23 protein-coding genes, 1 tRNA gene and 2 pseudogenes are annotated in these 26895 nt (G+C 73.4%); 10 read left to right on the top strand and 16 right to left on the bottom strand.

What is annotated here, in order from left to right:
* Both ACIQ1J_RS07375 and ACIQ1J_RS07380 read left to right on the top strand, forming a co-directional pair.
* Nucleotides 1-903 (top strand): sugar phosphate isomerase/epimerase family protein, encoded by a 903-nt coding sequence (locus ACIQ1J_RS07375; protein ID WP_403554933.1) that lies wholly within the window; start codon nucleotides 1-3, stop codon nucleotides 901-903.
* 168 nt (nucleotides 904-1071) lie between these two features.
* A pseudogene (locus tag ACIQ1J_RS07380) lies at nucleotides 1072-1486 on the top strand (VOC family protein).
* A 30-nt stretch (nucleotides 1487-1516) separates the two neighbouring features.
* Here the strand turns inward: ACIQ1J_RS07380 and ACIQ1J_RS07385 are convergent.
* The 6 genes from ACIQ1J_RS07385 to ACIQ1J_RS07410 all read right to left on the bottom strand — a co-directional run bounded on the left by ACIQ1J_RS07385 (nucleotide 1517) and on the right by ACIQ1J_RS07410 (nucleotide 7641).
* Complete coding sequence (locus ACIQ1J_RS07385) at nucleotides 1517-2521, bottom strand: Gfo/Idh/MocA family oxidoreductase (protein WP_210963313.1); 1005 nt, start codon at nucleotides 2519-2521, stop codon at nucleotides 1517-1519.
* Nucleotides 2522-2562: 41 nt separating this feature from the next.
* The gene (locus tag ACIQ1J_RS07390; protein WP_403554935.1) at nucleotides 2563-3342 is read right to left on the bottom strand and encodes an SDR family oxidoreductase; all 780 of its coding nucleotides are present in this window, start codon (nucleotides 3340-3342) and stop codon (nucleotides 2563-2565) included.
* Nucleotides 3343-3347: 5 nt separating this feature from the next.
* Complete coding sequence (locus ACIQ1J_RS07395; protein WP_403554937.1) at nucleotides 3348-4517, bottom strand: phytanoyl-CoA dioxygenase family protein; 1170 nt, start codon at nucleotides 4515-4517, stop codon at nucleotides 3348-3350.
* Between the two features lie 256 nt (nucleotides 4518-4773).
* Nucleotides 4774-5937 carry a Gfo/Idh/MocA family protein gene (locus ACIQ1J_RS07400; protein ID WP_403554939.1) on the bottom strand — a complete coding sequence of 388 codons (1164 nt, stop codon included), beginning with the start codon at nucleotides 5935-5937 and terminating at the stop codon, nucleotides 4774-4776.
* A 132-nt stretch (nucleotides 5938-6069) separates the two neighbouring features.
* Complete coding sequence (locus ACIQ1J_RS07405) at nucleotides 6070-6417, bottom strand: cupin domain-containing protein (protein ID WP_403554941.1); 348 nt, start codon at nucleotides 6415-6417, stop codon at nucleotides 6070-6072.
* Nucleotides 6418-6681: 264 nt separating this feature from the next.
* A complete protein-coding gene (locus tag ACIQ1J_RS07410; RefSeq protein WP_403554943.1) occupies nucleotides 6682-7641 on the bottom strand; it encodes a bile acid:sodium symporter family protein in 960 nt (319 codons plus the stop codon).
* Between the two features lie 193 nt (nucleotides 7642-7834).
* On the opposite strand from ACIQ1J_RS07410, the gene ACIQ1J_RS07415 reads away from it, so the two are divergent.
* The 4 genes from ACIQ1J_RS07415 (at nucleotide 7835) to ACIQ1J_RS07430 (ending at nucleotide 11536) form a co-directional block, all read left to right on the top strand.
* A tRNA-Pro gene (locus ACIQ1J_RS07415) sits at nucleotides 7835-7908 on the top strand.
* A 603-nt stretch (nucleotides 7909-8511) separates the two neighbouring features.
* Nucleotides 8512-9753: a sensor histidine kinase gene (locus tag ACIQ1J_RS07420; protein ID WP_403554945.1), complete on the top strand. Its 1242-nt coding sequence runs from the start codon at nucleotides 8512-8514 to the stop codon at nucleotides 9751-9753.
* The gene (locus ACIQ1J_RS07425) at nucleotides 9750-10916 is read left to right on the top strand and encodes a hypothetical protein (RefSeq protein ID WP_403554947.1); all 1167 of its coding nucleotides are present in this window, start codon (nucleotides 9750-9752) and stop codon (nucleotides 10914-10916) included. Before ACIQ1J_RS07420 ends, ACIQ1J_RS07425 begins: the two co-directional genes overlap by 4 nt.
* Nucleotides 10859-11536 (top strand): response regulator, encoded by a 678-nt coding sequence (locus ACIQ1J_RS07430; protein ID WP_403554949.1) that lies wholly within the window; start codon nucleotides 10859-10861, stop codon nucleotides 11534-11536. The genes ACIQ1J_RS07425 and ACIQ1J_RS07430 overlap by 58 nt, the downstream gene beginning before the upstream one ends.
* 11 nt (nucleotides 11537-11547) lie before the next feature.
* On the opposite strand, the gene ACIQ1J_RS07435 is transcribed toward ACIQ1J_RS07430, so the two are convergent.
* From ACIQ1J_RS07435 to ACIQ1J_RS07465, 7 genes are all read right to left on the bottom strand, one after another.
* Nucleotides 11548-12402, bottom strand: a complete 855-nt coding sequence (locus ACIQ1J_RS07435; RefSeq protein WP_403554950.1) for an ABC transporter permease — start codon at nucleotides 12400-12402, stop codon at nucleotides 11548-11550.
* Between the two features lie 33 nt (nucleotides 12403-12435).
* Nucleotides 12436-13371 carry an ATP-binding cassette domain-containing protein gene (locus ACIQ1J_RS07440; RefSeq protein ID WP_403554952.1) on the bottom strand — a complete coding sequence of 312 codons (936 nt, stop codon included), beginning with the start codon at nucleotides 13369-13371 and terminating at the stop codon, nucleotides 12436-12438.
* Nucleotides 13368-13793 (bottom strand): lasso peptide biosynthesis B2 protein, encoded by a 426-nt coding sequence (locus ACIQ1J_RS07445; protein WP_403554954.1) that lies wholly within the window; start codon nucleotides 13791-13793, stop codon nucleotides 13368-13370. The genes ACIQ1J_RS07440 and ACIQ1J_RS07445 overlap by 4 nt, the downstream gene beginning before the upstream one ends.
* Nucleotides 13790-14050, bottom strand: a complete 261-nt coding sequence (locus ACIQ1J_RS07450; protein ID WP_403554956.1) for a lasso peptide biosynthesis PqqD family chaperone — start codon at nucleotides 14048-14050, stop codon at nucleotides 13790-13792. The genes ACIQ1J_RS07445 and ACIQ1J_RS07450 overlap by 4 nt, the downstream gene beginning before the upstream one ends.
* 6 nt (nucleotides 14051-14056) lie before the next feature.
* Nucleotides 14057-15892, bottom strand: a complete 1836-nt coding sequence (locus tag ACIQ1J_RS07455; RefSeq protein WP_403554958.1) for an asparagine synthase-related protein — start codon at nucleotides 15890-15892, stop codon at nucleotides 14057-14059.
* A gap of 165 nt (nucleotides 15893-16057) precedes the next feature.
* Entirely contained in the window at nucleotides 16058-16186 is a 129-nt protein-coding gene (locus ACIQ1J_RS07460; RefSeq protein WP_345638333.1) for a lasso RiPP family leader peptide-containing protein, read from the bottom strand.
* A 660-nt stretch (nucleotides 16187-16846) separates the two neighbouring features.
* Nucleotides 16847-17926, bottom strand: coding sequence for a hypothetical protein (locus tag ACIQ1J_RS07465; protein WP_403554960.1), 1080 nt, complete (start codon nucleotides 17924-17926; stop codon nucleotides 16847-16849).
* Between the two features lie 72 nt (nucleotides 17927-17998).
* Between ACIQ1J_RS07465 and ACIQ1J_RS07470 the strand changes: the two genes are divergently transcribed.
* Nucleotides 17999-19819 carry a LuxR C-terminal-related transcriptional regulator gene (locus ACIQ1J_RS07470; protein ID WP_403554962.1) on the top strand — a complete coding sequence of 607 codons (1821 nt, stop codon included), beginning with the start codon at nucleotides 17999-18001 and terminating at the stop codon, nucleotides 19817-19819.
* A 191-nt stretch (nucleotides 19820-20010) separates the two neighbouring features.
* On the opposite strand, the gene ACIQ1J_RS07475 is transcribed toward ACIQ1J_RS07470, so the two are convergent.
* On the bottom strand, nucleotides 20011-22662 hold the full coding sequence (locus tag ACIQ1J_RS07475) for a CHAT domain-containing protein (RefSeq protein WP_403555789.1): 2652 nt from the start codon (nucleotides 22660-22662) through the stop codon (nucleotides 20011-20013).
* A 184-nt stretch (nucleotides 22663-22846) separates the two neighbouring features.
* On the opposite strand from ACIQ1J_RS07475, the gene ACIQ1J_RS07480 reads away from it, so the two are divergent.
* The 3 genes from ACIQ1J_RS07480 to ACIQ1J_RS07490 are packed head-to-tail and all read left to right on the top strand — an operon-like array spanning nucleotide 22847 to nucleotide 25418.
* A complete protein-coding gene (locus ACIQ1J_RS07480; protein WP_403554964.1) occupies nucleotides 22847-24280 on the top strand; it encodes a S8/S53 family peptidase in 1434 nt (477 codons plus the stop codon).
* A gap of 8 nt (nucleotides 24281-24288) precedes the next feature.
* Nucleotides 24289-24927 carry an RNA polymerase sigma factor gene (locus tag ACIQ1J_RS07485; RefSeq protein WP_210963325.1) on the top strand — a complete coding sequence of 213 codons (639 nt, stop codon included), beginning with the start codon at nucleotides 24289-24291 and terminating at the stop codon, nucleotides 24925-24927.
* Nucleotides 24924-25418: a hypothetical protein gene (locus ACIQ1J_RS07490; RefSeq protein ID WP_403554966.1), complete on the top strand. Its 495-nt coding sequence runs from the start codon at nucleotides 24924-24926 to the stop codon at nucleotides 25416-25418. Before ACIQ1J_RS07485 ends, ACIQ1J_RS07490 begins: the two co-directional genes overlap by 4 nt.
* Nucleotides 25419-25440: 22 nt before the next feature.
* On the opposite strand, the pseudogene ACIQ1J_RS07495 reads toward ACIQ1J_RS07490, so the two are convergent.
* Both ACIQ1J_RS07495 and ACIQ1J_RS07500 read right to left on the bottom strand, forming a co-directional pair.
* Nucleotides 25441-25802: pseudogene (locus ACIQ1J_RS07495) on the bottom strand (cytochrome P450); the annotation flags it as partial.
* A 117-nt stretch (nucleotides 25803-25919) separates the two neighbouring features.
* The gene (locus ACIQ1J_RS07500; RefSeq protein ID WP_403554968.1) at nucleotides 25920-26765 is read right to left on the bottom strand and encodes an N-formylglutamate amidohydrolase; all 846 of its coding nucleotides are present in this window, start codon (nucleotides 26763-26765) and stop codon (nucleotides 25920-25922) included.
* Nucleotides 26766-26895: the final 130 nt, after the last annotated feature.

Here is a 26895-nt window from a genome sequence, read left to right on the forward strand (position 1 = left end):
ATGCCCGCTGCCCTCGACCGCATCCGCGTCGGCTCGGCCCCCGACTCCTGGGGCGTCTGGTTCCCCGACGACCCCCGGCAGGTGCCCTGGGAGCGTTTTCTGGACGAGGTCACCGAGGCCGGCTACGAGTGGATCGAGCTGGGCCCCTACGGCTACCTCCCCACCGACCCGGCCCGCCTCACCGACGAAGTGACCCGGCGCGGCCTCAAGGTCTCCGCGGGCACCATCTTCTGCGGCCTGCACCGCGGCCCCTCGGAATGGGACGCCACCTGGGAGCAGGTCAGCCGCGTCGCCGCCCTGACCCGGGCCATGGACGCGAAGCACCTCGTCGTCATCCCGTCCTTCTGGCGCGACGACAAGACCGCCGAGATCCTGGAACCGCCGGAGCTGACCGGCCAGCAGTGGGCGCACCTGACCAAGGGCATGGAACGCCTCGGCCACGAGGTGCGGGAGACCTACGGCCTCGACATCGTCGTCCACCCGCACGCCGACACCCACATCGACACCGAGGAGCACGTCGAGCGCTTCCTCGACTCCACCGACTCCGACCTGGTCAACCTCTGCCTGGACACCGGCCACTACGCCTACTGCGGCGGCGACAGCGTCAAGCTGATCGAGACGTACGCCGAGCGCATCGGCTACCTGCATCTCAAGCAGGTCGACCCGGAGATCCTCGCCGAGGTGCGGGCGGGAGGGGTGCCGTTCGGGCCGGCCGTGCAGCGCGGGGTGATGTGCGAACCGCCCACCGGTGTTCCCGAGCTGGGTCCGGTGCTCACGGCCGCCCAGAAACTGGGCGTGGACCTGTTCGCCATCGTCGAGCAGGACATGTACCCCTGCGAGCCCGACAAGCCCCTGCCCATCGCCGTCCGCACCCGCAGGTTCCTGCGCTCCTGCGGCGCCTGAGACGTCGGAGGCGTTCGAGACCTCCGAGACCCCTGAGACCCCTGAGACCGAGACTGCTGACCGTGCCGGCGGGGCGGGTCCCGCCGGCACGCCGCTCGGCGGGCCGTTGCCGGTGGCGCGCGCCAGCGTGCACAGCACTGGCACTTCGTCCCGTTCCGGGAGGCGGTCATGTCCTCACGTCTCAACCCCTGCCTCAGCTTCGACGGCGATGCCCGACAGGCGATGGAGTTCTACGAGCAGGTGTTCGGCGGCACGCTGGCGCTGAACACCTTCGGCGCGTCCGGCATGGCCGACAGCCCCGACGCCGACAAGATCATGCACGGCATGCCGGAGACACCGGGCGGCTTCACCCTGATGGGCACCGACACCCCCGCCCGGGACGGAGCACAGCCCGGGGAACACCTTCTCGGTGAGTCTCAGCGGCGAGGACGAGAGCGGGCTGCGCGGCTACTGGGAGCAGCTCTCCGCCGGCGGCTCCGTCGCCGTGCCGCTGGAGAAGCAGATGTGGGGCGATGTCTTCGGCATGTGCACGGACCGGTTCGGCGTTCCCTGGATGGTGAACAGCAGCGAGCCGGCGAGCTGATCGCGCGGCCCGCCGGCCCGCACGCCCGGCTCACCCCCGCCGAACCTCGTCGATCGTCACCGGCCGGTGCTCGCGCAGCGACAGCGTGCACGCCTCGGCGATCCAGCCCGCTTCCAGCGCGTCCTCGATCGTGCAGGGGGAGCTGCGGTCACCGGCGACGACCTCGGTGAACGCGGTGAGTTCGGCGCGGTAGGCGGCGGTGAAGCGGTCCATGAAGAAGTCGTGCGGAGTGCCGGACGGGAAGGTCACGCCGGGCTCGACCGAGCGCAGCGGCAGCTTGTCCTCCAGGCCGACGGCGATGGAGTCCGCGAAACCGTGGATCTCCATGCGGACGTCGTAACCACGCGCGTTGTGGCGGCTGTTGGAGACCACGGCGATCGTGCCGTCGTCCAGGGTGAGCACCGCTCCGGTGGTGTCGGCGTCGCCCGCGTCCTTGATGAAGTCGGCGCCGCGGTTGCCGCCGACGGCGTACACCTCGGTCACCTCGCGGCCGGTCACCCAGCGGATGATGTCGAAGTCGTGCACCGAGCAGTCGCGGAAGATGCCGCCGGAGGCGGCGATGTACGCGGCGGGCGGCGGCGCCGGGTCCAGCGTGGTGGACCGCACGGTGTGCAGCTTGCCCAGCTCACCGCCCCGCACGGCCGCCCGCGCGGCGACGAACCCGGCGTCGAAGCGGCGGTTGTAGCCGATCTGGATCGGCACGTCGTGACCGGCGACCGCCTTGAGCACCTCGACGCCCTCCGCCATGGTGCGGGCGACGGGCTTCTCGCAGAAGACGGGGACGCCGGCCTCGACGGCCGCCAGGATCAGACCCGGGTGGGCGTCGGTCGCCGCCGCGACCACCACCGCGTCCACCCCGGCGGCCAGCACCGCCTCGGGGGAGTCCGCGACCTCGGCGCCGAACCGCCCGGCGGCGGCCTTCGCGGCGTCCGCGAACGGGTCGGCGACGACCAGCGAGTCGACGGACTCGAGTCCGGAGAGGGTCTCGGCGTGAAAGGCGCCGATGCGGCCGAGGCCGAGGATTCCGATGCGCATGTGCTCCGCTGCTCCCTGTGTGTGGTTGCGGTGGTGAGGTCTCAGTCCAGGCCACCGAGGACGTTCTGGTCCCAGTCGATCACCGAGCCCGTGACCACCCCGGACCGGTCCGACAGCAGCAGGACCACGAAGTCGGCGATCTCGTCCGGCTGCCCGAGCTTGCCCATCGGCAGCCGGGCGGCGGCCTCCTCGCGCCAGTCGTCCCCGGCACCGTGGAAGGAGCGCTGGGTCGCGTCCTCGCCCTCGGTCGCCGTCCAGCCGATGTTCAGGCCGTTGATCCGCACCCGGTCCCAGCGGTGTGCGTGCGCGGCGTTCCTGGTGAGACCCGCGAGCCCCGCCTTCGCGGCGACGTACGGCGCGAGGAAGGGCTGCCCGCCGTGCGCCGAGGACGTGATGATGTTGACGACGGTGCCGGGCGCTCCCCGGCCCACCATGTCCGTGACCGCGGCCTGCATCGCGAAGAACGGCGCCTTGAGGTTGATCGCGATGTGCTGGTCGAACAGCTCGGGAGTCGTGTCCAGCAGCGTCCCCCGTGAGGTCAGCCCGGCCGAGTTCACCAGGCAGTCGACACGGCCGAACGCCTCCACCACCCGGGCCACGCAGGTCTTCGCCTGCTCCGCGTCCGCCAGGTCGGCCCGTACGAACACCGCCGTGCCGCCCGCCGCCGTCAGCTCGGCCACCAGGGCGTCACCGGGCTCCGGGCGCCGTCCGGTGACGGCCACGACCGCGCCCTCGCGGACGGCGGCCCGCGCGATGGCGGCCCCGACGCCCTGGCTTCCGCCGTTGACCAGGACGACCTTGTCGTCGAGAAGTCCCCTCACGCCCGTCACCTCCCTCGGCTCTCCCGGCGTTCCCGGCCGGCCCGCAGTACCTCGCGCAGTGCCTCCGGCGTCCACTCCTCGCGCAGCGCCCGCCGTACGACATCCGCCTGCGATGACGGGGCCAGACCGTCGACCGGTGGATCGCTGTCGAGGTTGGTGGGGAAGGGGTAGCCCTCGGCGCTCGCGGCGACCACGTTCTCCAGCCACCGCTCGTCCACGCCCTCGCCCCGGCGCTTGAGCAGCACCGGGTAGACGGCGTTCGCCACCGCCTCCCGGTCCACGGTCTCCATGGCGCGGCCGAACGCGGAGGAGACCTGGAGCAGGTTGGCCATGCGACGGACGTCCGCGGAGCGGTTGGTGCCGGCCGCGTGGAAGAGCGCGGGGTTGAAGAAGACCGCGTCGCCCTTGGCGAGGGGCAGTTGGACGTGGTGCGCCTCGAAGTAGGCCCGGAACTCAGGGAGGCGCCAGGCCAGGTAGCCCGGTTCGTACTTCTGGGAGTGCGGCAGGTACATCGTGGGCCCCGACTCCACGGGCATGTCACGGTGCGCGACCGCACCCTGCAGCGTCAGCGCGGGGGAGAGGCGGTGCACGTGCGCCGGATAGGCGGCGGCGGCCTCGTTCGAGAGGAAGCCGAGGTGGTAGTCGCGGTGCACGTTCTGGGCCGTGCCGCCCGGGTTGACCACGTTGATCTGGGAGGTGACCTGGTAGCCGGGGCCGAGCCAGGCCCGGGCGACCAGGGCCAGCGCGTCGTTGGCGTAGTAGTCGGCGAAGGCCTCGGCGTCGTGCAGGGCCGCCTTCTCCAGGGCGTTCCACACCCGGTCGTTGGCCCCGGGCGCCGCGAAGTGGTCGCCGGCGTCGGTGCCCGAGGCGCGTTGCTCGGCGATCAGGGCGTCGAAGACGGCGGTGGCCCGGTCGACGACCGACGGGTCCGGGAACGCGCCCTCGAGGACGACGATGCCGGGGCCGTCGGCGAGGGCGCGGACCAGCTCGGCCGCCGTCTCGCGGTCGTCGTGCAGCCGGCCGGCGTCGTAGACCGGGACGTTCCGCTCCACGGCGCGGGCCCGCGGATGATCGGCGGGGTCGGTGGGCCGCTCGACGAGCGCGCGGAACGTGTCGAGGTCGCAGTCCCGCTCGGACAGCCAGGTCCGGCGGGAGGGGACGGGAGACAAGGACATCGTCGTCCTTTCGGTGGCCGGTGGCCGGTGGCCGGTGGCCGGTGACCGATGGCCGGTGGACGGTGGCCGGTGGGCGGTGGGCGGTGGGCGGTGGGCGGTGGGCGGTGGGCGGTGGGCGGTGGCCGGTGGGCGGTGACCGGGGCCGGTGGCCGGGGGACGGTGACCGGGGCCGGTGGCCGGTGGACGCAGGACGGGCACGCGGCGCGAGCGCGCCGACCGGTGCGGGGACCTACGGGCGTCTGCGGGTGTCCCGCTCTCACCCCTCCGGCCGGACCTCGGTCCAGGCCCCCCGCTCCGCCGACCGCGCCATCGCGTCCAGTACGGCCGCGCTGTGCACCGCGTCCGGCAGGGTGGCGCCGTACGGGGTGCCCTCCGCGATCGAGCGCAGGAAGCGGTGGGCCTCCACCACCTTGAGGTCGTCGTAGCCCATGGCGTTCGCGGCTCCCGGCTGGAAGGCGGCGAACTCGCCGTGCGCGGGTCCGGCGTAGACGGTACTGACTGGCTGGTCCTGGTACGCCGTGCCGCGGCTGACGCCCAGTTCGTTCATGCGGCGGAAGTCCCAGAACACCGCGCCCTTGGTGCCGTGCACCTCGAAGCCGTAGTTGTTCTGCTCGCCGACCGAGACCCGGCAGGCCTCCAGGACACCGCGGGCGCCGGAGGCGAAGCGCAGCAGACAGCTGACGTAGTCCTCGTTCTCGACCGGGCCGGGCTCGCCGCCCGCGGCCAGGGAGTGACCGGCGGTGGCTGCGGCCGGGCGGGCCCGCTCGGGCAGGAAGATCGCCGTGTCGGCGGTCAGCGACGCGATGTCGCCGAGCAGGAAGCGGGCCAGGTCGGCACCGTGCGAGGCCAGGTCGCCGAGCACCCCGCTGCCGCCGCGCTCCCGCTCGTAGCGCCAGGTGAGCGCGGACTCGGGATGGGCCGCGTAGTCGCTGAAGAGACGGATGCGGACATGCGTGACGGTGCCGATCTCCCCGGACGTGATCAGCTCGCGGGCGGCCTCGACGGCGGGTGCGTTGCGGTAGTTGAAGCCGACCGCGCCCTGGACACCGGCCTTGGCGACCGAGTCCGCCACCGCACGGGCGTCCCCGGCGGTCAGGCCGACCGGCTTCTCGATCCAGATGTGCTTGCCGGCCTCGGCCATCGCCACGGCGATCTCGCGGTGCAGGAAGTTCGGGGCGGTGATGCTGACCGCTCCCACCCTCGGGTCGGCGGCCACGTCGCGCCAGTCCCGGGTCGTCGAAGCGAACCCGAACTGCGCGGCGGCCTCCTCCGCCCGCCCCGGCACGTCCTCGGCGACCGTCACCAGTTCCGGGCGCAGGGCGAGTTGCGGGTAGTGGTGCCGGACACGGGCGTACGCCTGGGTGTGCACCCGGCCCATCCAGCCGAAACCGACGACGGCGACACCCAGTGCGTCCACCATGAAAGCCCCTCTTCGGACCGGTCCCTGCTCTGTCCCGCCCACCCTGGGCGGAGCAGCGGCATCATGTCAACCTTTTGACAGGACAAAGTCCACCGTCCGGGCCCGGTGCCCTACGAGCCCGGGGCCGTCCACCTACCCGAGGTTGACCGAGTACGTCTTGCGCAGCGTCTCGTGCACCGTCCACGTCGTACGGTCGCCCTCGCGCAGCACGGCCAGGTCGCCCGGCCCCACCGTCAGCGTCGGGCCGCCCTCTATTTCGATCGTGGCCGACCCGCTGAGCACGACGAACACCTCGTCCGCCTCGGTGTCGGTGACGACGCCCGGCGTGATCTGCCAGATGCCCCGCTCCTGGCGGCCGTCCGCCGACCGCCAGACCACCTTGCCCGTCACCTCGGGTGTGCCGGAAACGATCTGCGCGGGGGAGAGGGGCTCGGCTTCGAGCTCGGTGTCGGGCACGTGGACAACGAAACTGTGGGTCATGCCGTGACGCTAACCGGGGCGCACGGTGCGTCGGGGGCGACAGGGTGTGGTGCATCCGGCCGGGCCCGCGGACACTTCGTCGCCCTGCGGGGCGGCGCCCACGTCATCGCCGGCTCGCGGCCGAGTGATGCGAACGGCGCCGGTCACGGTGTGCCGCCCGGGAAAGGGAGGGGACACACGCTCACGTCGGCGAAGGGGACACGTCTCCCGCCGAGCCCGGGGCGGAGTACGGGGAATGATCCGGCCTCCCCGGCCGGCCGGGGGTCACCGCCCCCGGCGTGAGAACCAGGCCGCGGTGACCGCGCCGGAGACGTTGTGCCAGACGGAGAACACCGCGGCCGGCAGGGCCGCCAGCGGGCTGAAGTGGGCGGTGGCCAGGGACGCCGCGAGGCCGGAGTTCTGCATGCCGACCTCGAAGGCCATGGCACGGCTCGCCGGTTCGCCGAGCCGGCCGATCCGCCCCGCGCCGTAACCGAGCGCCAGCCCGAGGCCGTTGTGCAGCACGACGGCGACGAACACCAGCCCCGCGGCCGACTTGATCGCGTCGGCGCTGCCCGCCACCACCACCGCCACGATCACCGAGATCGTCAGCGCGGACAGCCAGGGCAGCGCCGGCAGCGCCCGCTCCACGAACCGCCCCGCCAGCAGCCGTACGGCCAGGCCGGCGAGGACCGGCAGCAGCACCGTCTTGAGGATGTCGGTGACCATGGATGCGGCGTCCACCGGGAGGTACTCGCCGGCCAGCAGCAGCGTCAGCGGCGGCGTGACCAGCGGCGCGACGAGCGTCGAGACGGTCGCCACGGAGACCGACAGGGCGACGTCACCCCGGGCCAGGTACGTCACCACGTTGGAGGCCGTGCCGCTGGGCGCGCAGCCGACGAGGATCACGCCCGCGGCGAGTTGCGGGGGCAGGTCGAGCAGGTGGGCGATGGCCCAGCCGAGTCCCGGCATGATGACGTAGTGCGCGACCAGCCCGAGGGCCACCGCCCAGGGCCGCTTGGCGACCCCGCGGAAGTCCTTCGGGGTCATGGTGATGCCCATGCAGAACATCACGACGCCCAGCAGGTACGGCACCGACTCGCTCCACCCGGTGAAACTCCCGGGGAGCAGCAGGCCGAGGGCACCGGCCGCGAGGACGAGGATCGGGAAGAGGGTCACGGCGCGCCGCGCGGAGCGGTCGCCGCCGGCGTCGTCGCTGAGGTGTTCGGGTCGTTCGGTTCGCACCGTGCGAGGTAACGCCTGGCGGGCGGGGCGACGCAAAGCCGTCTCGCGATGTGATCATCGGGAGGTTTCACGGCGGCGACCGACAGCGCCGGCGCCCTGTTCTCCGAGGACGCCCGCGCGGTGGTGGCTCCGCCCCGCAGCGCGGATGAGGTAGTCTTGACCAGCGCGATCACACGCAACGTGGGCCGCGCACCGGGACGTGGCGCAGCTTGGTAGCGCACTTGACTGGGGGTCAAGGGGTCGCAGGTTCAAATCCTGTCGTCCCGACTGGTGACAGTCGCAGTTCAGGGCCGGTTTCGGAGGCATTCGAAACCGGCCCTTGACCAATCTTGGGGACCGGCTGGGGGTCGGCCGAGGACCGGCGCCTGACGATGCCGCCGGGCCCCGTCGCCTGGCCGAGTGCTTCGTCCAGCCCTTGCCGGGTACGCGACGGCCTGCTCGGGGCGGGCATGCGTTGCACGGTCGTTCTCTCCTCCCCCGACTCCTTGCCCTGGGTACGCGCCTCCTGCCTACGCGCCCGGTGAGTGTCCCGTGGGCGATCGGAGTGCGCGATCGGGCTGTGCACTACTGGCACAGTCCCGTGCACAGCTGACAAAGACCGAGGCTCACGACGGTCCTAGAGTCCAGGGTCGAGGCTCACCGAGACGACGCCACCGACCGGAAGGACCGCATCGTGCAGCGAGTGTCCACGCCGCATCGCACGGTCCGGGCGGGCTGCCCGGAGGGCGGGCAACTCCGGTGGCACCGAGAGAACTCACGGCGCCGGCACGGTCGAGACGGTCACCACTTATCCTCCGCGCCGGCGCGATCCTCCCCGTGTCGCCGTCGCGGCGGAGGTGACCCGCCCTCCATTTCGGGTGCACCGCACTGATGTCCGAGCAACGCGAGCTCGCCGGCCACGCATCGGCGCCCGTCCGGGGGCAGCGCGCGTTGCCGGCCCACGGTCCAGCCGTACTCAGTCTCGAGCGTCAGGCCCTGCTGGTCACCGTGGTTCTACGGATGTCCAGCGCCGCGGTGGCCGCGGTGGTCGCACTGCTGGGGCTGGGATCGGCGGCGAACCCCGCGTGGGTGTTGCTGTCCGCCGCCGCGGTGCTGGTCTGGGCGGGCTCGTTCGGCGTCCACACACTCCGCGGCAGACCGGCCTCCCGGTTTGCCGCGGGTGACGTCGTGGTCTGCACCGTGCTCTGCCTGCTCCACGGCCAACTGGTACCCGCCTCGGTACTGGCGGCGTCCGCCGGCTCCGGGTGGGTCGACCTCATAGCCAGCGTCACCGTGCTCAACGCACAGTGCTTCCTGCGCCAGCCCCACGGGCTGCTCGCGACCGTCGTGATCACCGCGGCCTACACGGTCGGCGCCCCGGGGCTGCGGGAGGCTCCCGTCGTACTCCTGCTCCAGGGCACTCTGAGCGCCGGGATGTTCATGCTGCTGCGCCGCGCCGCCCGATCGGCGGACTCCGCGCTGGTGGCCAAGGCCGAGGCCCGTGCGAACGAGCTGGCGAGGGCGGCGGCCCGTGCGGACGAACGTGACCAGCAACGGCGACTGCACGACACCGTGCTCGCCACCCTCACCATGGTGAGTACCGGAGCGATCACCGGGCATTCCACTGTCCTGCGCGACCGCGCCGTGTCCGACCTCCGCGTCATCCGGGCTCTCGGAGCCGGCACGGACGCCTCGGCATACCCAACCGGGTCGGTCGGCCCCTACGGCACGACCACTCCGCTGGTCCGCCTCGATACCGCGCTGCGCGCCGCGGCCTTCGCGGCGCGGCCAGGACTGCCCCCGCTGACCGTGGAGCTCGGGACCGTTCCGGTACTGCTGCCTCTGCCCCGCCGGGTCCTGACCGCGCTCGTCGATGCCGTGGCGGAGGCCCTGACGAACGTTGGCCGGCACTCCGGCACCACTACGGCGCAGGTGCGTGTGGAACCGGCCGGAGCAGGTGTGGTCGTCAAGGTGCTGGACGCGGGACGCGGCTTCGACCTCACGACCGTACCCGCACACCGTAGGGGGCTGCGGGAGTCGATCAGGGGCCGGATGGCCGCGGTGGGCGGGGACGCGCTCATCGAGACGCGCCCCGGCGACGGCGTTCACGTCACGCTCCGGTGGCCACGATGAGGAGCGATGCGGGCGCCCCCGCGGGCGAGTCGGTCGCGGTTCGGTACACCCGGGTAATCAGCGTCGTGGTCGTGGTCATCGTTGTCGTCTGGCACTTCGGCTACGACTCCCTGATCCTGGTTCGCGGCTGGTCGCGGTACGAGCCGGCGTGGGCGGCGCTGACCTCCTGGCTGGTGCTCTCCGTCGTCCAGCTGGTCGGTTCCGTCCTCCTGCTCCGGACCGCGTTACGCGGCCGTCTGGCCCCGTTCCTGACGTCCGTCGCACTGCTGGCCGGCATCGTCGCCGTCGCGACGTATCCGCGGGGTGCGGCGATCAGCGACCTCAGCTGGGCCGCGAACACGGTCGGTTGGTTCGGCGTACTCCTCCTGATGCAGCGCCCGATGCGTGAGTTGGTTGCCCTCCTCGCCTGTACCGTCGCGATGACGATGGCGGCACTCGGGGCGCACGGCGAACTGGACACCCGTGAGGCGTGGTCCCGTCTGATCGCCCAGTCCTACACCACGGCTGGTATCCAACTGGCCTTCGTCCTGCTCACCCGGGAGTTGCACCACGCCGCGCGACTCACGACCGGCGCGGCGCGGGCGCAGGCCGACCGCATGGCCCGGCAGGCGGCCGAAGAGACCCGGCACGCCGAGCGGCGGCGGCGCTACCGCTATCTGCGCGACCGCATCGCACCGCTGCTGCAGGACCTGGCCGAGGGCCGTGCTCACCCGGGCGACGAGGGGGTCCGGCGATCGAGCGCGATCGAGGCGGCGCGACTGCGCAGGCTGTTCGCCGAGACGGAGGACGCGGCCCATCCCTTGCTGCACGAACTGCGCGCCTGCGCGGACGTCGCCGAACGCCGGGACGTGGACGTCACGTTCGTCTGCTACGGGGAACTGCCCGACGTCCCCGTGGCGGCGCGCCGGCAGCTGACCGACGGCCCGCTCCTCGCGCTCGCGTCGGCGAAGACCGTCGCCCGCGTCACCGTCGTGGTGACGGCCGGCGAGGTGACCGTGAGCGTGGTGGCCGACGCAGCGGCCCCCGCAGCGCCGCACGCGATCCGTTTCGCCGGCACATCGGTGCTGTTCGACGAGAAGGAGAACCTGCTGTGGCTGGAATCCCGATGGCGCGTACCGCGACCGCCTTCGACGTCGGCATCGTCGACGATCACCCGGTGGTGATCGACGGTGTCCGGGCCTGGCTGGCCGAGGCCCCCGGCATCCGCGTCAGACACACCGGCGACACCGCGGCGGACCTGCGCTCCGGCGCGGTGGACGTCCTGATCGTGGACCTCAACCTCAACGGTCGACTGGTGCTGTCGGACATCGGTGAACTGACCGCCGAGGGCCGGAGGCTGGTCGTCTTCTCGCAGTTCACCGACGAGTCGCTGGTGCTGGACGTGTTGAACATGGGCGTTGCCGGGTTCGTCACCAAGAGCGAGGGCCAGGCCCATCTGCTTCACGCGGTGCGCGCCGCCGCGGCGGACCGTCCCTACGTGCCGCCGACGACAGCCGGCGTTCTGGTGTCCGACCGCAGTCCGGTGGCCCCTCGGCTGTCCCAGCAGGAGCGGACGTCGCTCCTGTGGTGGTTCCAGTCCATGTCCAAGGCGTCGGTGGCCCGCCGCATGGGCGTGTCCGTGCACACCGTGGACATGTACATCAAGAGGGCCCGGGTCAAGTACGCCCAGGTCGGTCGGCCCGCACCGACGAAGACCGACATGCTGGCCCGGGCGATCGAGGACGGCCTGGTCACCCCCGCCGAGCTCGCGGACTCCCCCCAGTGGACGCCGCCACCGGCGTGAAGGGCCACTCGCTAACCCGCACGGGAGAAGCGGCGGGCCGCCAGCACCAGGGCCGCGAGGCCGAGCACGCACATCACCAGCAGTTCGACGAGGAGCGGCGGTGTCCAGCCGCCCCAGTCCGGCCCGGCCGGGAGCACGCCGCCCGGCGCGGCCCCGGCCACGGTCTGTCGCAGCGCGTCCACGGCGTAGGTCAACGGGTTGACGAGCGTCATCGCGGCCAGCCACACGGGCAGGCCCTCCACCGAGAACATCGCGCCCGACAGGAAGAACAGCGGCAGCATGGTCACGCCGAGCGCTGACTGGAACGTTTCGATCCGGGTGATGCGGACGGCCGCCAGGGTCACCAACGCGGTCAGGGTGAACGCCACCAGCGCCAGTTCCCCGAGCAGGGCGAGGAGCAGCAGCGGGTCGTAGGGCAGGCCGGCGAGCGGGGCGAAGGCGAGGAGCAGGCCCCCCTGCGCGGTCGCCGTCGCCGTGCTGCCCAGGCACTTGCCGACCAGGAAGGTGTCCCGCCGCACCGGAGCGACCAGCACGGCACGCAGCAGCCCCGTCTCCCGGTCGCGGACGATGGACATCCCGGCGTTCAGCGCGGGCATCTGCACGGCCATCATCAGGATTCCCGGGTAGACGTAGGTCATGTAGTCCCCGGTGCCGGATGTGGACCCGACCATGCCCTGCAGCCCGGTCCCGAGGACCACGAAGTAGAGCAGGGGGTTCAGCAGCGTCAGACCCGCCTGGGCAGGGCTGGCGACCAGCCGGGTCGTCTCCCGTCGGACCAGTGCCCGCAGCGCGGCCAGCTCGGCGGTGCGCCGGCCGGGCGACCGCGTCGTGGGCCTGCGTGGGCGCTGCGTGATGGACTCCAGCACGTCGGCTCCCTCCCTCTTCCTCTTGCTCGTCTTCTACGGATTGCGCATGGAGCGGCCGGTGTGGTGCAGGAACACGTCGTCCAGGCTGGGCCGGGTGACGGTCACCGACGTGACCCCCGTGGTCAGGTGGGCACAGAGCGTCGGAACCCAGCGCGCCCCGTCCGCCGTCGTGACCCGCACACCCTCCTGCGTCGCCTCGGCGTCCAGACCGAACCGCTCCCGGATCGACCGGGCCGTGTTCGCGTCGTCGTCCGTCCGCAGGTGCACGATGTCGGCGCCGACCGCCGACTTGAGTTCGTGAGGTGTCCCCTGCGCCACCAGGCGGCCGTGGTCCATCACCGCTATCCGGTCGCAGTTCTCGGCCTCCTCCAAGTAGTGCGTGGTCAGGAAGACGGTGACCCCGTCCTGCCGGCCGAGCTCGTGCAGCTTCTGCCAGACCTGGGACCGGCTCTGCGGGTCGAGTCCGGTCGTCGGCTCATCGAGGAACAGCACGCGCGGCCGGTGCATCAGGGCCCGGGCCACCTCCAATCTGCGCTGCATACCGCCGGAGTAGGTGCCGACCGGAGCGTCACCGCGGTCGGCGAGGCCCATAAGATCGAGCAACGAGCGGGCCTGGGCGCGCACTTCACGCCGAGGCATGCCGTACAGGCGCGCGTGGAAGTGCAGGTTCTGCCACCCGGTCAGTTCGCGGTCGGCGGTCGGTTCCTGGAAGACGACCCCGATCCTGCGCCTGACCTCGTCGGGGCGGCGCGCGACGTCCACTCCGGCCACGGCCGCCCGCCCCCCGCTGGGGCTCAGGAGGGTGGACAGCATGCTGATGGTGGTGGACTTGCCCGCGCCGTTCGGGCCGAGGAAACCGAACTTCTCTCCCGCGGCCACCGTCAGATCCAGTCCGTGCACCGCCACGGTGTCGCCGTAGACACGCCGCAGGCCGCGGGTGCGGACCGCCGTGGACTCGGGGGCGCTCACCGGCGGGGTGGTACGGACATGATGATGTGGAAGGCGCCGACGTGTGCGTCGTCCTCGCCCACGGGTTCGCCGTCCACGGCCACCCAGGCGTGTGCGCCGAAGGGCTCGGTGACCACACCGGTGCACCACTGGGGCCAGGTGCCACCCAGTCGGCACAACAGCGCCACCGCGACGGACCGTTGCAGACAGCGTGGGCCGGCGCAGGCCAGGCTCACGTACACCACGGCGTTGCGCGCCCGCAGCGCCTGCGCCACGTTCGCCGGGCCTGCGCCCCGGCTGGCGAACTCCAGTACGCGGCGCAGCCTGGCCGGCGGCAGCCGAGTCAGCACGCGTGCGACGCCGGCGGCGAGCAGGGCGGGCGGGCGCAGCAGCCAGGGTGGCGGATCGGCGGACTCGAGGCGCAAGGTGGTTCCGCCGCTCACGGGACCATCACCTTGGCCGTACGCAGGGCGTCGAGCAGGCTCTCCACGTGGGCAGCGGCCCGCTCGGGCGCGTCGGGGTAGCGCCGCAGCAGTGTCCGGGCGGCCTCCCGTGGCGACTCGCCGTCCAGCAGACAGCGCAGCACGACAGCACCGGTGCGGTTCAACATCCAGTAACGGCCGCTGCGTTCGTCGAGCAGCACGGTGCCGTTCTCGGTGTCGGCGACGGACACGCCGGGCACCAGGGCGAAGGTCATCATGCCTCCTTACGTGGTTCGGAGCGAGGGCACAGCGGCGGCCGTGCCCGCGAGGGGCAGAGATCGCAGCCACAACTCGCAGGCGAGGGTCGGGTCGAAGGGCATCAGCGGCCGGGTGTCGGCGTGGGTGGTGACCAGCAGCCGACGCAGGGCCGCCCCGTCGATGAGCCCCATGCCGGCCAGGCGCGTGTTCTCCGCGAAGTCGAGCAGCTCGCCGCGGCGCCGGCGCAGGCCCGAGAACAGGGTGGGACTGGCGTCGTCCTTGCCGGTGCGGTGGAGAATCTCGGCCGGCACCATGCCGTCCAGTGCCCGCGCGAGCACGGGCTTGAGCCGGCCCTCGGCCACCCGGTCGGCCAGTCGCACGGACAGGACCGCCTCCAGCACCCGGTCGTCGGTGTAGGGGGCGTGGAAGGAGACGCCCGCGTGGGCGCCGATACTGGAATTCCGGCGCATCACCGTGCCGTTGACCCGGTTGATCCACATCATCTCGTGCTGTACGGGTAGCGCGGCCAGCGGCTCGGGGCCCGCCGCGATCGCTTCGCGCATCAGGCGGCGTACGGTCGACGCGGCGTCCGGGGTGATCCAGGGCGGCAGCTTCGCCGAGACCTCCCAGTACGCTCCCGAGCCCCAGGCCCTGTCCGCGGCGAGTTCGCCCGCCTCGGTGGCCAGCCATCGACGGTAGGACGGCGCGGCCGCCATCGTGCGCACCGTCGTGGCCATCGACCAGCGGCGCTTGGACCGCAGCGCCCGCACGTGCGGAAGGGCGGCAGCCGGGTCGCGCCGGAGCAGCCCGTGCAGGCACATCGTGCCCGGGAGGAACAGCTCGTCGCCCCCGACACCCTGGAGGTGACGGCGTGCGCCCAGGGAGGCGACGAGAGCGGCCTGGTGCTCGACGGTGGCCCTGGCCCGGACGAACATCAGCGGGCCCTCCCGGTCGTGCGGAGTGTGCTCGAACGGCGCGTACCAGTCCGGCGTCTCCGTCGGCGGCACGACCACGTGACGGGCCCGCGGCAGCGCCGCTGCCGCCCGGCGGGCGTGAGCCAGGTCCTCGCCCCGGCCGCCGTGTGCCTCGTAGTGCAAGGTGGCCAGGTCCGTGCCGGCGGAACGGTCGGCGACGAAGCACAGACTCGTCGAGTCGAGACCGCCGGAGAGGTCGGCGCTCACGACCTTCTGGTTCGCGGTCCGCGCCGCCACGGCCTCGAACAGCGCCTCGCGGACGAACCCGCCGTCGCCCAGGGGACGTTCGGGCTCGGGTGGAGTCCACCAACGCCGAGTGCGCCCGGTGCCGTCGCGGCTGATCTCCAGGCAGTGCCCGATACGCGGGCTGCGCACACCACGCCACACCGAACCCTCGCTGAAGGGCTCCGGGGGCCCGAACGGGGACAGCAGTTCGAGTGCCACGCGTTCCGCGTCGACGCTCGCGCCGACGCGTCCGGCCAGGCTGTCGGCGCGGGAGGCCGCCAGCGTCACGCCGGCGACGCGGGCGTAGAAGACCTGGCACGCGGTGGACAGTGTGCCCTGGACCCGGACGTCGCCGTCGAGCGATGCCACGAGGTGGAAGCTGCCGGCGGGCAGCCGGGCGATTTCGTCCAGGTCCGCCAAGGACCGGACCCGGCCCAACCGGGCCTCCAGGACGCCGGGGTGGGCGGTCGCGCAGCCGAGCAGGGCCAGACGGCGCGGGCCCGCGGAGACGCACACGATCTCGTCGTCCTGCCAGTTGCCCACGAGCCAGGGGCGCCCTGAGTGGTGTGCGATCACCTTGGGATGCGGCAGCCCGTGAGACGGTACCGGTGCGAGGGCGGCCTCGGCGCCGGCGGAATGATCGGGAAGTACCACGAACTCCATGCGTATCCTCCACCGGAGTGCCAGAGTGGGGTGGCCCGACCGGCATGTGGCGTCGGTCGGGCCACCCCTGGGTGGAGTGACCGGGATGCGGAACGGCCGCTTCGTCAGACTGCCGCCCCGGCGGTGTCTCCCGTGTCACTCGGCCCCGTGGGGCCTACGGGCGGCTCAGAGCCACCAGGCGCCCCACGGGCTGTCGATCCAGTAGCCCCGCGACGTGAGCTGGGTGAGCTCGGCGAAGTCGCCGACCTCGATCAGGGTGGGAACCTCGTACACGTTCTCGTTTTCGTTGGCCATGAAAGCCATCTCCATCTGTCGGGTGACGCCGGTGTTCCCGGTCGCCGGGTACGGTCCGGCGGAGCGGCCCAATTCGTTCACCGGCCCGTCCGCCTGGCACAACGCTATGGACCGGCCCGCGCTCGCGCACGACACCTGTTCGGGTAACACGCCCTTGTTCGAGGCTCACTTCACTCACCGAAGTGCAAGGTGTCGCCCGCGGGTCGGTGCTGCCCGCGCGGGGAAGCCCGGGGCCGGCCGGGGGACGTCGGTCATGGCACCGGCAGGTCTCACGGAGCGTCCGGCGGTGGAGTCACGACTGCGGGCGTGGGCAGACTGGGGACCACGCGGTGTGCGCGATGGCACACGACGGAGCCTCCTGCGCCCTACTCGCCCCCGCGTTGGGCGCGCTACGTCCCGACCATGCCACTGACCCTCACTCCGGGGTCAAGGGGCAAGGGGGCAAGGGGCAAGAGGGCAAGGGGGCGCGGAGGCAAGGGTGCCCCGAGCTCGCGGGCCCGACGGCATCCGCGGGCCTCGTGCAACCGCGGTGCCCGCCGACCCCCGTGCGGCGGGCGCCGCGTGGCCGGGGACGTCACCCTCCCCCAAGGGTGGCGTCCCCGGCCGCCTACCCCCGGCGCCGGCCTGTGGCCGCCGGCGGCCCGGGTGCTCCGTGGGCGGTCACCAGCACATGACCGCCGTCTCGCCCGCACCCCACGAGGAGTACAGACGCACCCGGACGACATAGCGGCGGCCCTTGACGAAACGGGCCCTGATCGTGGCGTTGCGGGGTGTTCCCCCGTCGTCCAGACCGGCGAGGTAGCGGGGCACACCGTCCCGCTCCTCGAAGATCACGACGACGGCGTCGCTGTCACCGAAGGTGCCCACGGAGTACTCCCGGGTCTCCGGCGGGTCGATCCGGAAGTCGGCCTGCTCGCCCGGCCCGAGCCCGAGCGGCACCGAACGGAACGGCACCAGCGGCCCCGGCCGGCCGGTGGGCGGATACCAGCGCAGGGCGAACTCCTTGTCGGCGGTGGAGAGGGTGCCGGGCGGGTGCAGACCCGAACGGTAGTGCTCCGGCTCCAGTATCAGCCCCGACGGGAAGGGGTACTCCATGATCGACTGCGGGTCCCAGACCGGGTTGTTGGCCTCGTCCGTGTCGAGCTTGCGCAGGATGTTGTGGAACGTACGCTCCCGGCTCCAGTGGTTCGGCGGGCCCGCCAGTTCGGCGTAGACGGCCTCGTCGTCCCAGAGGATGCCGGCGAACGGGCTCTGGTGCTCGTGCAGCATGCCGAGCGCGTGCCCGATCTGGTGCAGGGCCGTCGCACGCTCCCCGGGCGCGGTCAGGTCCCAGCCGAAGTTCATCGTACGGTCGTTCAGACCGACCCGGAGCGCGTCCTTGCCCACCGCCGACCAGGAGCCGTCACCGGGCTGGAAGCCTATCCGCAGCTCGGCCTCCGAGCGGTCGCCCACCTCGGCGAGGACGAGTCCGATGCCCAGGTCCTGCCACTCCCGGAAGCAGTCGCGCACCACCTCCCGCTGCTCGTCGGTACCCACCCACGACACCCGCCGAGGACGGCCGGTGCCCGGCATGGGAACGACGGACGAGTCGGTGTCGCCACCGAGGAAGCAGTAGTGCAGAACCGTGCCGTTGACCCACATCCGCTGCCCGCCGACGAGCGCGGCGAGGCGCTCTGCGGCCAGCCCCGGCGCGAACACGGGGGCAGGCTGCTGCGCGAGCGAGCAGTAGCGTGCGGTCATGACCCCCAGACTGCCGTCCGGGCCGCTCCGGGCGCCTGAGTCGGGGGCTACTCAAGTCACCCTGTATCAGGGATGAGTATGCCGACTCATGTTGCCGTGACGACTTCTCCGCGGGACCCGAAGACCCTCCAGACGCCTTGGCCGTTCACCGGACGGGCGGACGAACTGGAGCTGGTGCGCCGGTCCCTGACCGCCGGACGCGGCGGCCTCGTGGTGACGGGCCCGGCAGGCTGCGGCAAGAGCAGGCTCGTGACGGAGGCCGTCCGGGGCACGGACTGCGCCAGGGCGGCCGGGACGCCCGAGTCCCGGGAGATCCCCTTCGCCGCGTTCGCCCACCTGCTGCCCGAGGCCGTCACCCTGAACCGTGCGGTACAACTCCTGTCCGGCGTACGGCTGCTGCTGGTCGACGACGCCCATCTGCTCGACGACGCATCCGCCGCCCTCGTACACCAACTCGCCGTGCACGGCCGCACCCGGCTCCTGGTCGTCGCCACGGAAGGCGTCCCCGTGCCGGGCGCGGTGTCCCGGCTGTGGTCCGGTGAGCTGCTGCCGCGTCTCTCCCTGGAGCCGCTGTCCCGCGAGGAGACCGCCGACCTGCTCGCGGCCGGTGCGGGCGCCGCCGTCGAGCCGCTCACCGTCGACCGGCTGCACCGCCTGTGCCGGGGGGACCTGCGGCTGCTGCGCGAGCTGCTGACCGCCGTCCGCGAGCGGGGGCTGCTGGCACGGGTCCCGGACACGGACCAGCGGGAGTGGCGGGGACCGGTCCCGATCACCGCGGCCGTACGGGAACGCACCGCCCACGTCCTCGACCGCGCCCGCGTCGAGGAACGCGAGACGCTCGAACGCCTCGCCTTCGCCGAGCCCCTTCCCCTCGGCCCGGACGCCTTCGACGTACGGACCCTGGAGCGGCTGGAGGCCGAGGGCCTGGTCGCCGTCGACGACCACGGTGCCACCCGGCTCGCCCACCCTCTGCACGGCCCCGTCCTGCGCGCCGCCGCCGGCCGGCTCCGGGCCCGGCGGCTGGCCCGCACCCCGGACCAGTGCGCGCCGGCACTGGCGGCGGAGCGGGCGGCCCTGTCCCTGCGCATCGAGCAGGCCGACGTGCGGGCGTTGGAGACACCGGTGGGGGAGTGGCTGGTGGCCGAGGGAGCGCCCCTGCCGGCGGAGTACGCGGCGCTCCGGGCCCGGTTCGCACGCCTGCGCGGCCGGCTGTGCGAGGCCGCGGCCTGGGCCCGCGAGGGTCTGCGCGCGGGCCCCGACGACGCGTGGTGCCGCGAGGAACTCGCCCTGGCCGCTGCCCAGTCGGGCGACGCGACGGCGGAGAGTCACGGGGCGGCCGCGGCCTGGGCCGCCGCCGCACGCGGCGACCTGGACGAGGCGGTCCGGGCGGCCGCTCGCACCGGGGACCCGTACGACGCCGTCCGGCTCGGTACCCCCGACGGGTCGGCCGGCCGGCTGACCGGAGTCTTCGCGGCGCACGCCGACGCCCTCGTACGGGGCGACGGGCCGGCGCTGGACCGCGTGGCCGGGGAGCTGGAACGGCGCGGGTTCCTGCTCTTCGCGGCCGAGGCGCAGGCCCAGGCGGTACGCGCCCATCGTGCCCCCGGCGCCGTCCGCACCGCCCGCACCCGCGCCGTCGCCCTCGCCCGGCGTTGTCAGGGCGCGCGCACCCCCGCCCTGTCCGGTCTGGTGCTGGGTGAACTCACCGCCCGCCAGCGGCAGATCGTCACTCTCGCCGCCGCCGGTCTGAGCAACCGGCAGATCGCGGAGAGACTCACTCTCTCCGTCCGCACCGTCGGCAACCACCTCTACGGCGCCTACACCCGCCTCGGCGCGGGCGACCGGGGCGCCCTGCCCTGGCTGATGGAGCTGCCCGAGCCGCAATCCGCCTGAGCACGGAGGGACCACGGAGGGACCACGGAGGGACCACGGAGGGAGCAGGGAGCACGGAGGGAGCAGGGACCACGGAGGGAGCACGGAGGGAGCAGGGACCACGGAGGGAGCACGGAGGGAGCAGGGACCACGGAGGGAGCACGGAGGGAGCAGGGAGGGAGCAGGGAGGGACCACGGAGAAAGACCGGTGCTCAGGCCGCTCCGAACGCGGAGAACGCCCACCCCGTCGCCTGGTGGACCGCGTCGTCCGGCAGCGCCGCCCGCGCGTCGCGCAGCGCCTCCGCCAGGGACAGCCCCGCGTCCAGGCCTTTGTGCAGCGCGAGCATCAGCGGCACCACAGCCGCGTCGTTGACCGGCGCGCTGCACGCCACCACCCCGGCCGTACCCAGCGGCAGCAGCGCGGTGACCAGCCCGAGCAACTCGTCCGCGCCGACCGAGGCGAAGCGGGCGGTGTCGCAGCAGGACAGGATGATCCGGTACGGGCTGCGGTCCAGCCGCTCGAAGTCGTGCACGATGAGCGGCCCGTCCGCCATCCGCAGCGACGAGAACAAGGGGCTGTCCGCGCGGAACGTCCCGTGCGCCGCGATGTGCGCCAGCGCCGCCCCGTCCAGCTCCCGCAACACCCGCGGCACCCGCGCCGCGGTCCCCTCCAGCACGGTGGGCACCTCACGCCGTCCGGCGCCGCCCTCCGGTCCGGCCGGCCGGGCCCCGCGCGCCGCCCACGCCTCCACGCCGCCCGGCGACCGCGGCGGCGTTCCGTACCGGTCGGCGAGTTCCGGTACCTCGGCACCGCCGCTCGCCAGCCCCGGACCGCGCACCAGGACCTGGCGGCCGCTCCGCGGGGGCGCGGTCTCCTTCGCACGGAGCCAGCTGCTCGCGGACGGCGACACACTCAGTACCCGTTCGCGCAGTGCGGGCAGCAGGGCCCAGGGCACCCGGTGCAGCCGGCCCGGGGGGACCACGACGACCGGGCCGGAGCCGAGGTGCGCCGCGGCGGGGCCCAGCAGCAGCTCCTGGAGGCGCCCGCCCGCCGCCTCCACCAGCGGCAGCCGGGCCTCCGCGCCCGGGTGGGCGAGGCGCCGGAGGCCGGCCTGTACGTGCTCGGCCTCCCGTTCCGCGTCGGCCAGCAACCCGGCCTCGAACCGCCGTACCCGGCCCTGCCCGCACAGCAGTACGTGCACGCGTCCGTCGAGCACCGCCAGCTCCACCAGCCGCACGTCGTCGCCCAGCCGCCGCAGCAGGCGCCCCACGTCGAACCGGTCGCCGTCCCCCGGCGCCTCGCCGCGCATGTGCAGGGTGCGGGACCGGATCTCCCGCTCCAGGCGGCGCTGTTCGCGCTCCAGGGCGGGGACGGGACGGCCGCCGTCCGTCCGGGCCTCCTCCGCGCGGGCGGCGATCTCGCGGAACGCCGTCATGCCGCTCAGCAGCGCGGGGTCGGCCGGCGGCCGGGTCGGCGGCGCGGACAGCACGGTCGCGCGCCAGCGCTCGCTCCACACCAGCAGCCGCCGCGGCCCGCCCGAGACCAGGCTCGCCCGCTGCGCCAGGGCCGCCAGCTCCGCGCCCTGCGCGGTGGCCCGTGCCCGCAACTCCGAGGCGCCCAGCGTCATCCGGTGGTCGTCGAGAACGTCCAGACCCCGCCGGCAGGCCTCCAGCACGCCCCGCGCCGACCCCGCCCGCAGCGCCTGCGCCGCCCAGCCCGTCATCCGCGCCAGCGGCGGCCCGCTGTGCCGGCTGCGCGCGGCGACCGCCAGATGCCGTTCGGCGTCCGCCGTCCAGCCAAGACCCAGCGCGATCCGGCCCGCGAGCAGCGACGCCTCCGGCGCGGCCGGCGCCCCGAAGGCGGCCAGCCGCTCCGCGACCTCCGCCGCGTCCGCGACCAGCCGGCCCGAACCGCGCCCCGTCGCCACGCGCGCCTCGATCAGCACCAGCCGGGCGTGCGTCTCGTACCAGGTGCGCCGCTGCCCGGCGAACAGCCGTACCGCGACGGCCGCGCGCGCGAGCGCCGTCTGCGGATCACCCGCCAGCCGGGCCGCCCGCGCCGCGACCAGCAGCAACTCCGCCTTGCGGGTGGACTGGCCGCCGATCCCGTCCAGCGCGGCGAGCGCCCCGTCCGCCTCGGTCAGCGCCTCCGTCGCGAGCCCCGCCGCCATCAGCACCTCGCAGCGCCGGATGGTGAGCATGAACGTCGGCGTGCCCAGCTTCGCGTACCGCTCCTCCGCCTCGTCCAGCAGCCGCAGCGCCGCCGGCACGTCACCGGACCGGAACGCCGCGAGCCCCCGGCTCTCCACCGCGTCCGCCTTGTCGTGCTCCTGGCCGGTGGTGTCCCACAGCGCCTCCGCCGCGGTGAAGTCGGCGTCCGCCCGCTCCACCGCGCCGAGCGCCAGGTGCACGGTGGCCCGCAGGGTCAGCGCCCGCGCCGTCCAGATCACGTCGTCCGCCTGCCGCAGCACCGGAATCGCCCGCCGTACGTCCTCCAGCGCCGCGCCGTGCCGGCCCAGCACCCACCACACGTACGCCCGCCGGTACAGCACTCGCGCGCGTGTGTGCCCGGTACCGCGCGACACGCCCCGCTCGAAGGCGGCCAGGCCCTCCCGGGTGCGGCCGGAGTGCACCAGCGCGACACCCAGCGTGGCCAGTACGTCCGCCTCCCGCTCGGCCGAGTCCGCGCGCGACGCGAGATCGCGGGCGCGCCGCAGATGCGCCAGAGCCCGCCGGGTGTCCCCGAAGTCCCGCTGCCAGATGCCGATCACCTGATGGGCGATCGAGGCGTGCAGCGGTGAGGGATCGGCCCCGAGCAGGCCCTCCGCCCGCGCCAGCGCTTCGTTGGGGGCGGCGAACACCATCGGCAGCAGTTGGAGAACCGAGTCGCTTCCCGCTGTCACTCCACGGATGGTAGTGCTCCGGAACCGCACCACACAGGTTCGAGTCTGTATCAATCAGCCGTCCCGGGACTCTGATTGTCGACCGTAGCCACGACCGTCGACGCGACCGCACCATCACCGCCGCCGCCTCAGTGGAGGACATGCCATGGCACCACAGCGTTTCCGCGAGCAGTTCGACCAGATCCAGCGCTCGATGCCGGACGTCCCGCTGGCGATGGGGCCGGACGACTCCGCCGAGTTCTTCTACGAGAAGGGCGTCGTCCTCGCCCGCGACGGTGCGGAGGCCCGCCTCGTCGAGGACACCGTGCGCGACCACTTCACCACGATGGCCGGCCTGGCCCCGGACCACGTGCGCCGGGCGAGCCCCGAGACCAACCGCACCGGCATCACCCGCATCCAGGTCGCCGATCCCGGCGAGGGCGACCGCGCCGGCGATCCCACCGTCGCGCACGCCCTGCGCTCGCTCAGGACGGTGGAGGGACGCGCGGGCCGCCGGCTGATCAGCCGCAACCACGTCGTCTCCATCGCCGTCAACGCCTGCCCCGGCGACGAGCCCGTACCCGTACCGATCAGCGAGCCGCCGAACCCGGCCGCCGACGGGACGCCGTACGACGCCGGGACCGCCGTCGGCGTCCTCGTCATCGACACCGGCCTCATGCACGACTACCGGTCCTACCCGCTGCTGGCCCACACCGACGGCGACGCCCAGCTCAGGGAGTGCGACGACGACGGCATACTCCAGCAGTACGTCGGCCACGGCACGTTCATCGCCGGACTCGTCGCCGCCGTCGCCCCCAACACCGAGGTGACCGTCCGCAACACCCTCAACGACGCGGGCGCCATCCTGGAGTCGGAGCTGGGCGAGAAGCTCTTCGAGGCCGTCGACCGGAGCGGCTGGCCCGAGGTCCTCAGCCTCTCCGCCGGCACGTCCAACGGGCGCACCGACGGCCTGCTCGGCGTGCACGCCTTCATGGAGGAACTGCGCGACCGGCGCACCCTGCTCGTCGCCGCCGCCGGCAACAACGCGAGTGCCACGCCCTTCTGGCCCGCCGCCTACGCCGACCTGCCCGGCTGGGAGAAGTCCGTGCTGTCGGTCGGCGCCCTGCGCACCGACGGCGAGTTCGGCGCCTGCTTCAGCAACCACGGCGGCTGGGTCAAGGCCTACGCCCCCGGCGAGCGCCTCACCAGCGCCCTCACCGGCTTCGGGACACCCGTGCCGTACGTCTACCAGCACTCCACCTACGACGCCTGCCGGTACGGCTTCGGCTACGCCTGCACCTGCCAGTTCCCCAGGCACAACGGGATCCTGAGCGAGCCGGGCGAGGCACCCGCCAAGCCGGACCAGGTGATGTTCGAGGGGCACGCGCAGTGGAGCGGCACCTCCTTCGCCACCCCCGTCGTCGCCGGCCTGGTCGCCTCCCACATGACGGCGCACAAGGAGCGGGACCCGCGCGCGGCCCTCAAGCAGCTGCTCGCGGCCAACACCGAGTACGCGGAGGTGCGCGGCGCGCACGTACCGGCGCTGCTGCCGCCCACCTGGCGCCCCGTCACCCTCGACCCGCCGTCCGGTGAGGCGTGAGCGGCCTCATGGCGGGCGGAACCACCCACTCCACGGCGTACGATGGCGTGTCGTACACGAGGGGTGGGACCGTGGACCGTGCGGATGTCGGGGTGCTCGTCCAGTCTGCCGCCGACGGGGACGCGGCGGCCTGGAAGTCGCTGGTGGACGGGCTGGGCCCGCTGGTGTGGTCCGTGGTGCGGGCCCACGGGCTGTCCGACGCCGACGCGCACGAGGTGTACCAGACCGCCTGGTTCCGGTTCGCCCAGCACCTGGGGCGGATCCGCGAACCGGAGAAGACCGGCTCCTGGCTGGCGAGCACGGCACGGCACGAGTGCCTGAAGCTGATCAGGGCGTCGAAGCGGTGGACGCCGACCGACGACGCGCAGTTGCTCGACCGGCCGAGCGAGGACCGTACGCCGGAGGAGTCGGTGCTCGACTCCGAGGAGGCCGCCGCGCAGACCGAGCGCGTGCGGCGGCTGTGGCAGGAGTTCGAGGAACTGGGCGAGCGATGCCGCCAGTTGCTGCGCGTGCTGATCTCCTCGCCGCCGCCCAGTTACCAGGAGGTGTCCGCCGCGCTGGGTATCGCGGTGGGCAGCATCGGGCCGATGCGCCAGCGCTGTCTGCGCCGGCTGCGGGCCCGGCTAGAGGCACGGGGGACGATATGAGCGACATGAACGACGACTTCGGGGACGAACCGTCCGACGGGACGTTCACCGACGAGGAACTCGGCACCGGACTGCTGGAGGAGGAGCTGCGGCAGGCCGCCGCGATCCTGGACCCGGTCCCGGCCGGGCTGCGGCAGACCGCCGTCGACGCCTTCGCCCTGCACGACCTCGACGCCCGCGTCGCCGAGCTGACCTTCGACTCGCTGGTCGACGCCATCCCGGTCAGAGGAGAGACGGACCCGCCGCGGATGCTGACCTTCCGAGCGGACGAGATGACCGTCGACGTCGAGGTGACCGCGGACGGTCTGATCGGCCAGGTGCTGCCGCCGGGGCCGGCCCGGATCGAGGTGCTGAGCGGTCCGCTGGCCCATGCGCGGCTGACGGCGGACGACATGGGCCGGTTCACCGGCGGGGCCCCGCCCACCGGCCCGTTCGCGCTGCGGCTGCGGACCGGCCGGGAGGTGGTCGTGACGGAGTGGCTGCGCGCCTGAACCGCCGGTCCGCCGTGACGGCCTACCAGGCGCAGGGCAGGGTGCGCGGCCCGCGGATCAGGGTCTTGCGGCGCCGGGCCACCTGGTCGGCGGGGACCGCCGGCCGCAGCCCCGGCAGCCGCTCCGGCAGGGTGTCGACGAGCAGCTCGGTCCGCGTCCGCGCGAGGACGGCACCCGTGCAGTAGTGGTGCCCGTCGCCGGGTGCGGGCACGGATCGCGGCCGAGGTCGATCCGGTCCGGGTCGGGGAGGACGTCCGGGTCGCGGCCGGCGGCGAGGCAGGGCACGTGGACGGGGTCGCCGGCGCCGATGCGCACCCCGTGCACCTCGACGTCCTCCGACGCGAAGCGGGCGAGGCCCACCGAGGTGCGGTGCGAGATCCAGCGACGACCGGCGAGCACCGGGTCGAACCGCGGCCCGTCCAGTCGAGGGCGGGCCAGTCCCGTACCGGGGGCGGGGGCCGACCGGTCGGCGCAGTGGTCTCCTGCGTCACGCACCCACGTTCACCGCGGCCCGGGGCGGCCGTCGCGCGGGAGTGCTCCAGCCGGTGGGCGGGCCGCGGGTCGGCTCGATACGGCGTCGACGAGCGCCCCCAGCGACTCGGCGAGGCGGGCGAGCCCGGGCCCGGCCGGGCCGCCCGGCTCGGTCATGTAGGTGTCCCGGCGGATCTCCACCATCAGCGCGCGGACATCGCGCCGCTTCCCGTAGAAGTCCAGCGGCACGTACGTTCCGCTGAACGGGCTGTCCAGCCCGGTCTCCCCGCACGGGGCGAACGCCTTTTGGGCGGCGGCGAGCAGCTCGGACGGCGTGTGGAACTCGTCGGTGCCCAGGCAGACCGGCGGGCGCGGCCCCTCGCCGTGCAGTTCGTAGGGCAGCGGCTGGGTGGGGTAGGAGTGCACGTCGATGATCACGGCCCGTCCGGTGGCCGCGAGCCGGTCGGCGACCGCGTCGGTCATCGCCCGCGCGTACGGCCGGAAGTACCGCTCGATCAGCGGCTCCGGGTCGGTGCCGTGGGGCCGCAGCACCTCGCGGTGCGACGTCCGCGTGTACACGGCGCCCATCCCGACGGCCGTCATCTCCTCCCGCTCGTCGGGGAACCGCTCCGGGTCGACGACCAGCCGCGACGCCCGGTTGACGAACCGCCAGGGCATGACACCGGCCAGGTCGGCCGCCGCCTCGGCGATCCGGTCCGTGTGCGCATCGGTGATGTGGTCCAGCTCCCGTTCCAGCGCGGCGTCCTCCAGGACGATGCTGGGGCGGACATCGGCGGGTATCCGCCGAGAGGAATGCGGCACGTGCAGGATCACCGGGGATACGGGGGCGCCGGGGACGAGCTCGAACGAGGGCATGAGGCTGCTCCGCAGGAACGTAGACAATGCGGGGACGCGGGCACGCGGGCACGCGGGCACGCGGGCACGCGGGGACACGGGAGGCGAGGACGCGGGGACGAGACAGACGCGCACCCCGCCTCCGCGAACG

The sequence above is a fragment of the Streptomyces sp. NPDC097107 genome (assembly GCF_044762405.1).
Lineage (GTDB): Bacteria > Actinomycetota > Actinomycetes > Streptomycetales > Streptomycetaceae > Streptomyces > Streptomyces thinghirensis.

What these genes read in the sequence shown, in the direction of transcription:
- ACIQ1J_RS07475 (WP_403555789.1), bottom strand. Translation starts at nt 22,662, where the DNA reads ATGGTGTTCGCCGCCCCCAACGAAGCGCTGGCGCGGGCGGAGGGCCTG.
- ACIQ1J_RS07420 (WP_403554945.1), top strand. Translation starts at nt 8,512, where the DNA reads ATGTCCGAGCAACGCGAGCTCGCCGGCCACGCATCGGCGCCCGTCCGG.
- ACIQ1J_RS07450 (WP_403554956.1), bottom strand. Translation starts at nt 14,050, where the DNA reads ATGATGACCTTCGCCCTGGTGCCCGGCGTGTCCGTCGCCGACACCGAG.
- ACIQ1J_RS07465 (WP_403554960.1), bottom strand. Translation starts at nt 17,926, where the DNA reads ATGACCGCACGCTACTGCTCGCTCGCGCAGCAGCCTGCCCCCGTGTTC.
- ACIQ1J_RS07385 (WP_210963313.1), bottom strand. Translation starts at nt 2,521, where the DNA reads ATGCGCATCGGAATCCTCGGCCTCGGCCGCATCGGCGCCTTTCACGCC.
- ACIQ1J_RS07490 (WP_403554966.1), top strand. Translation starts at nt 24,924, where the DNA reads ATGAGCGACATGAACGACGACTTCGGGGACGAACCGTCCGACGGGACG.
- ACIQ1J_RS07405 (WP_403554941.1), bottom strand. Translation starts at nt 6,417, where the DNA reads ATGACCCACAGTTTCGTTGTCCACGTGCCCGACACCGAGCTCGAAGCC.
- ACIQ1J_RS07395 (WP_403554937.1), bottom strand. Translation starts at nt 4,517, where the DNA reads ATGTCCTTGTCTCCCGTCCCCTCCCGCCGGACCTGGCTGTCCGAGCGG.
- ACIQ1J_RS07400 (WP_403554939.1), bottom strand. Translation starts at nt 5,937, where the DNA reads ATGGTGGACGCACTGGGTGTCGCCGTCGTCGGTTTCGGCTGGATGGGC.
- ACIQ1J_RS07430 (WP_403554949.1), top strand. Translation starts at nt 10,859, where the DNA reads ATGGCGCGTACCGCGACCGCCTTCGACGTCGGCATCGTCGACGATCAC.
- ACIQ1J_RS07485 (WP_210963325.1), top strand. Translation starts at nt 24,289, where the DNA reads ATGGCGGGCGGAACCACCCACTCCACGGCGTACGATGGCGTGTCGTAC.
- ACIQ1J_RS07470 (WP_403554962.1), top strand. Translation starts at nt 17,999, where the DNA reads ATGAGTATGCCGACTCATGTTGCCGTGACGACTTCTCCGCGGGACCCG.
- ACIQ1J_RS07455 (WP_403554958.1), bottom strand. Translation starts at nt 15,892, where the DNA reads ATGGAGTTCGTGGTACTTCCCGATCATTCCGCCGGCGCCGAGGCCGCC.
- ACIQ1J_RS07425 (WP_403554947.1), top strand. Translation starts at nt 9,750, where the DNA reads ATGAGGAGCGATGCGGGCGCCCCCGCGGGCGAGTCGGTCGCGGTTCGG.
- ACIQ1J_RS07500 (WP_403554968.1), bottom strand. Translation starts at nt 26,765, where the DNA reads ATGCCCTCGTTCGAGCTCGTCCCCGGCGCCCCCGTATCCCCGGTGATC.
- ACIQ1J_RS07480 (WP_403554964.1), top strand. Translation starts at nt 22,847, where the DNA reads ATGGCACCACAGCGTTTCCGCGAGCAGTTCGACCAGATCCAGCGCTCG.
- ACIQ1J_RS07460 (WP_345638333.1), bottom strand. Translation starts at nt 16,186, where the DNA reads ATGGCCAACGAAAACGAGAACGTGTACGAGGTTCCCACCCTGATCGAG.
- ACIQ1J_RS07375 (WP_403554933.1), top strand. Translation starts at nt 1, where the DNA reads ATGCCCGCTGCCCTCGACCGCATCCGCGTCGGCTCGGCCCCCGACTCC.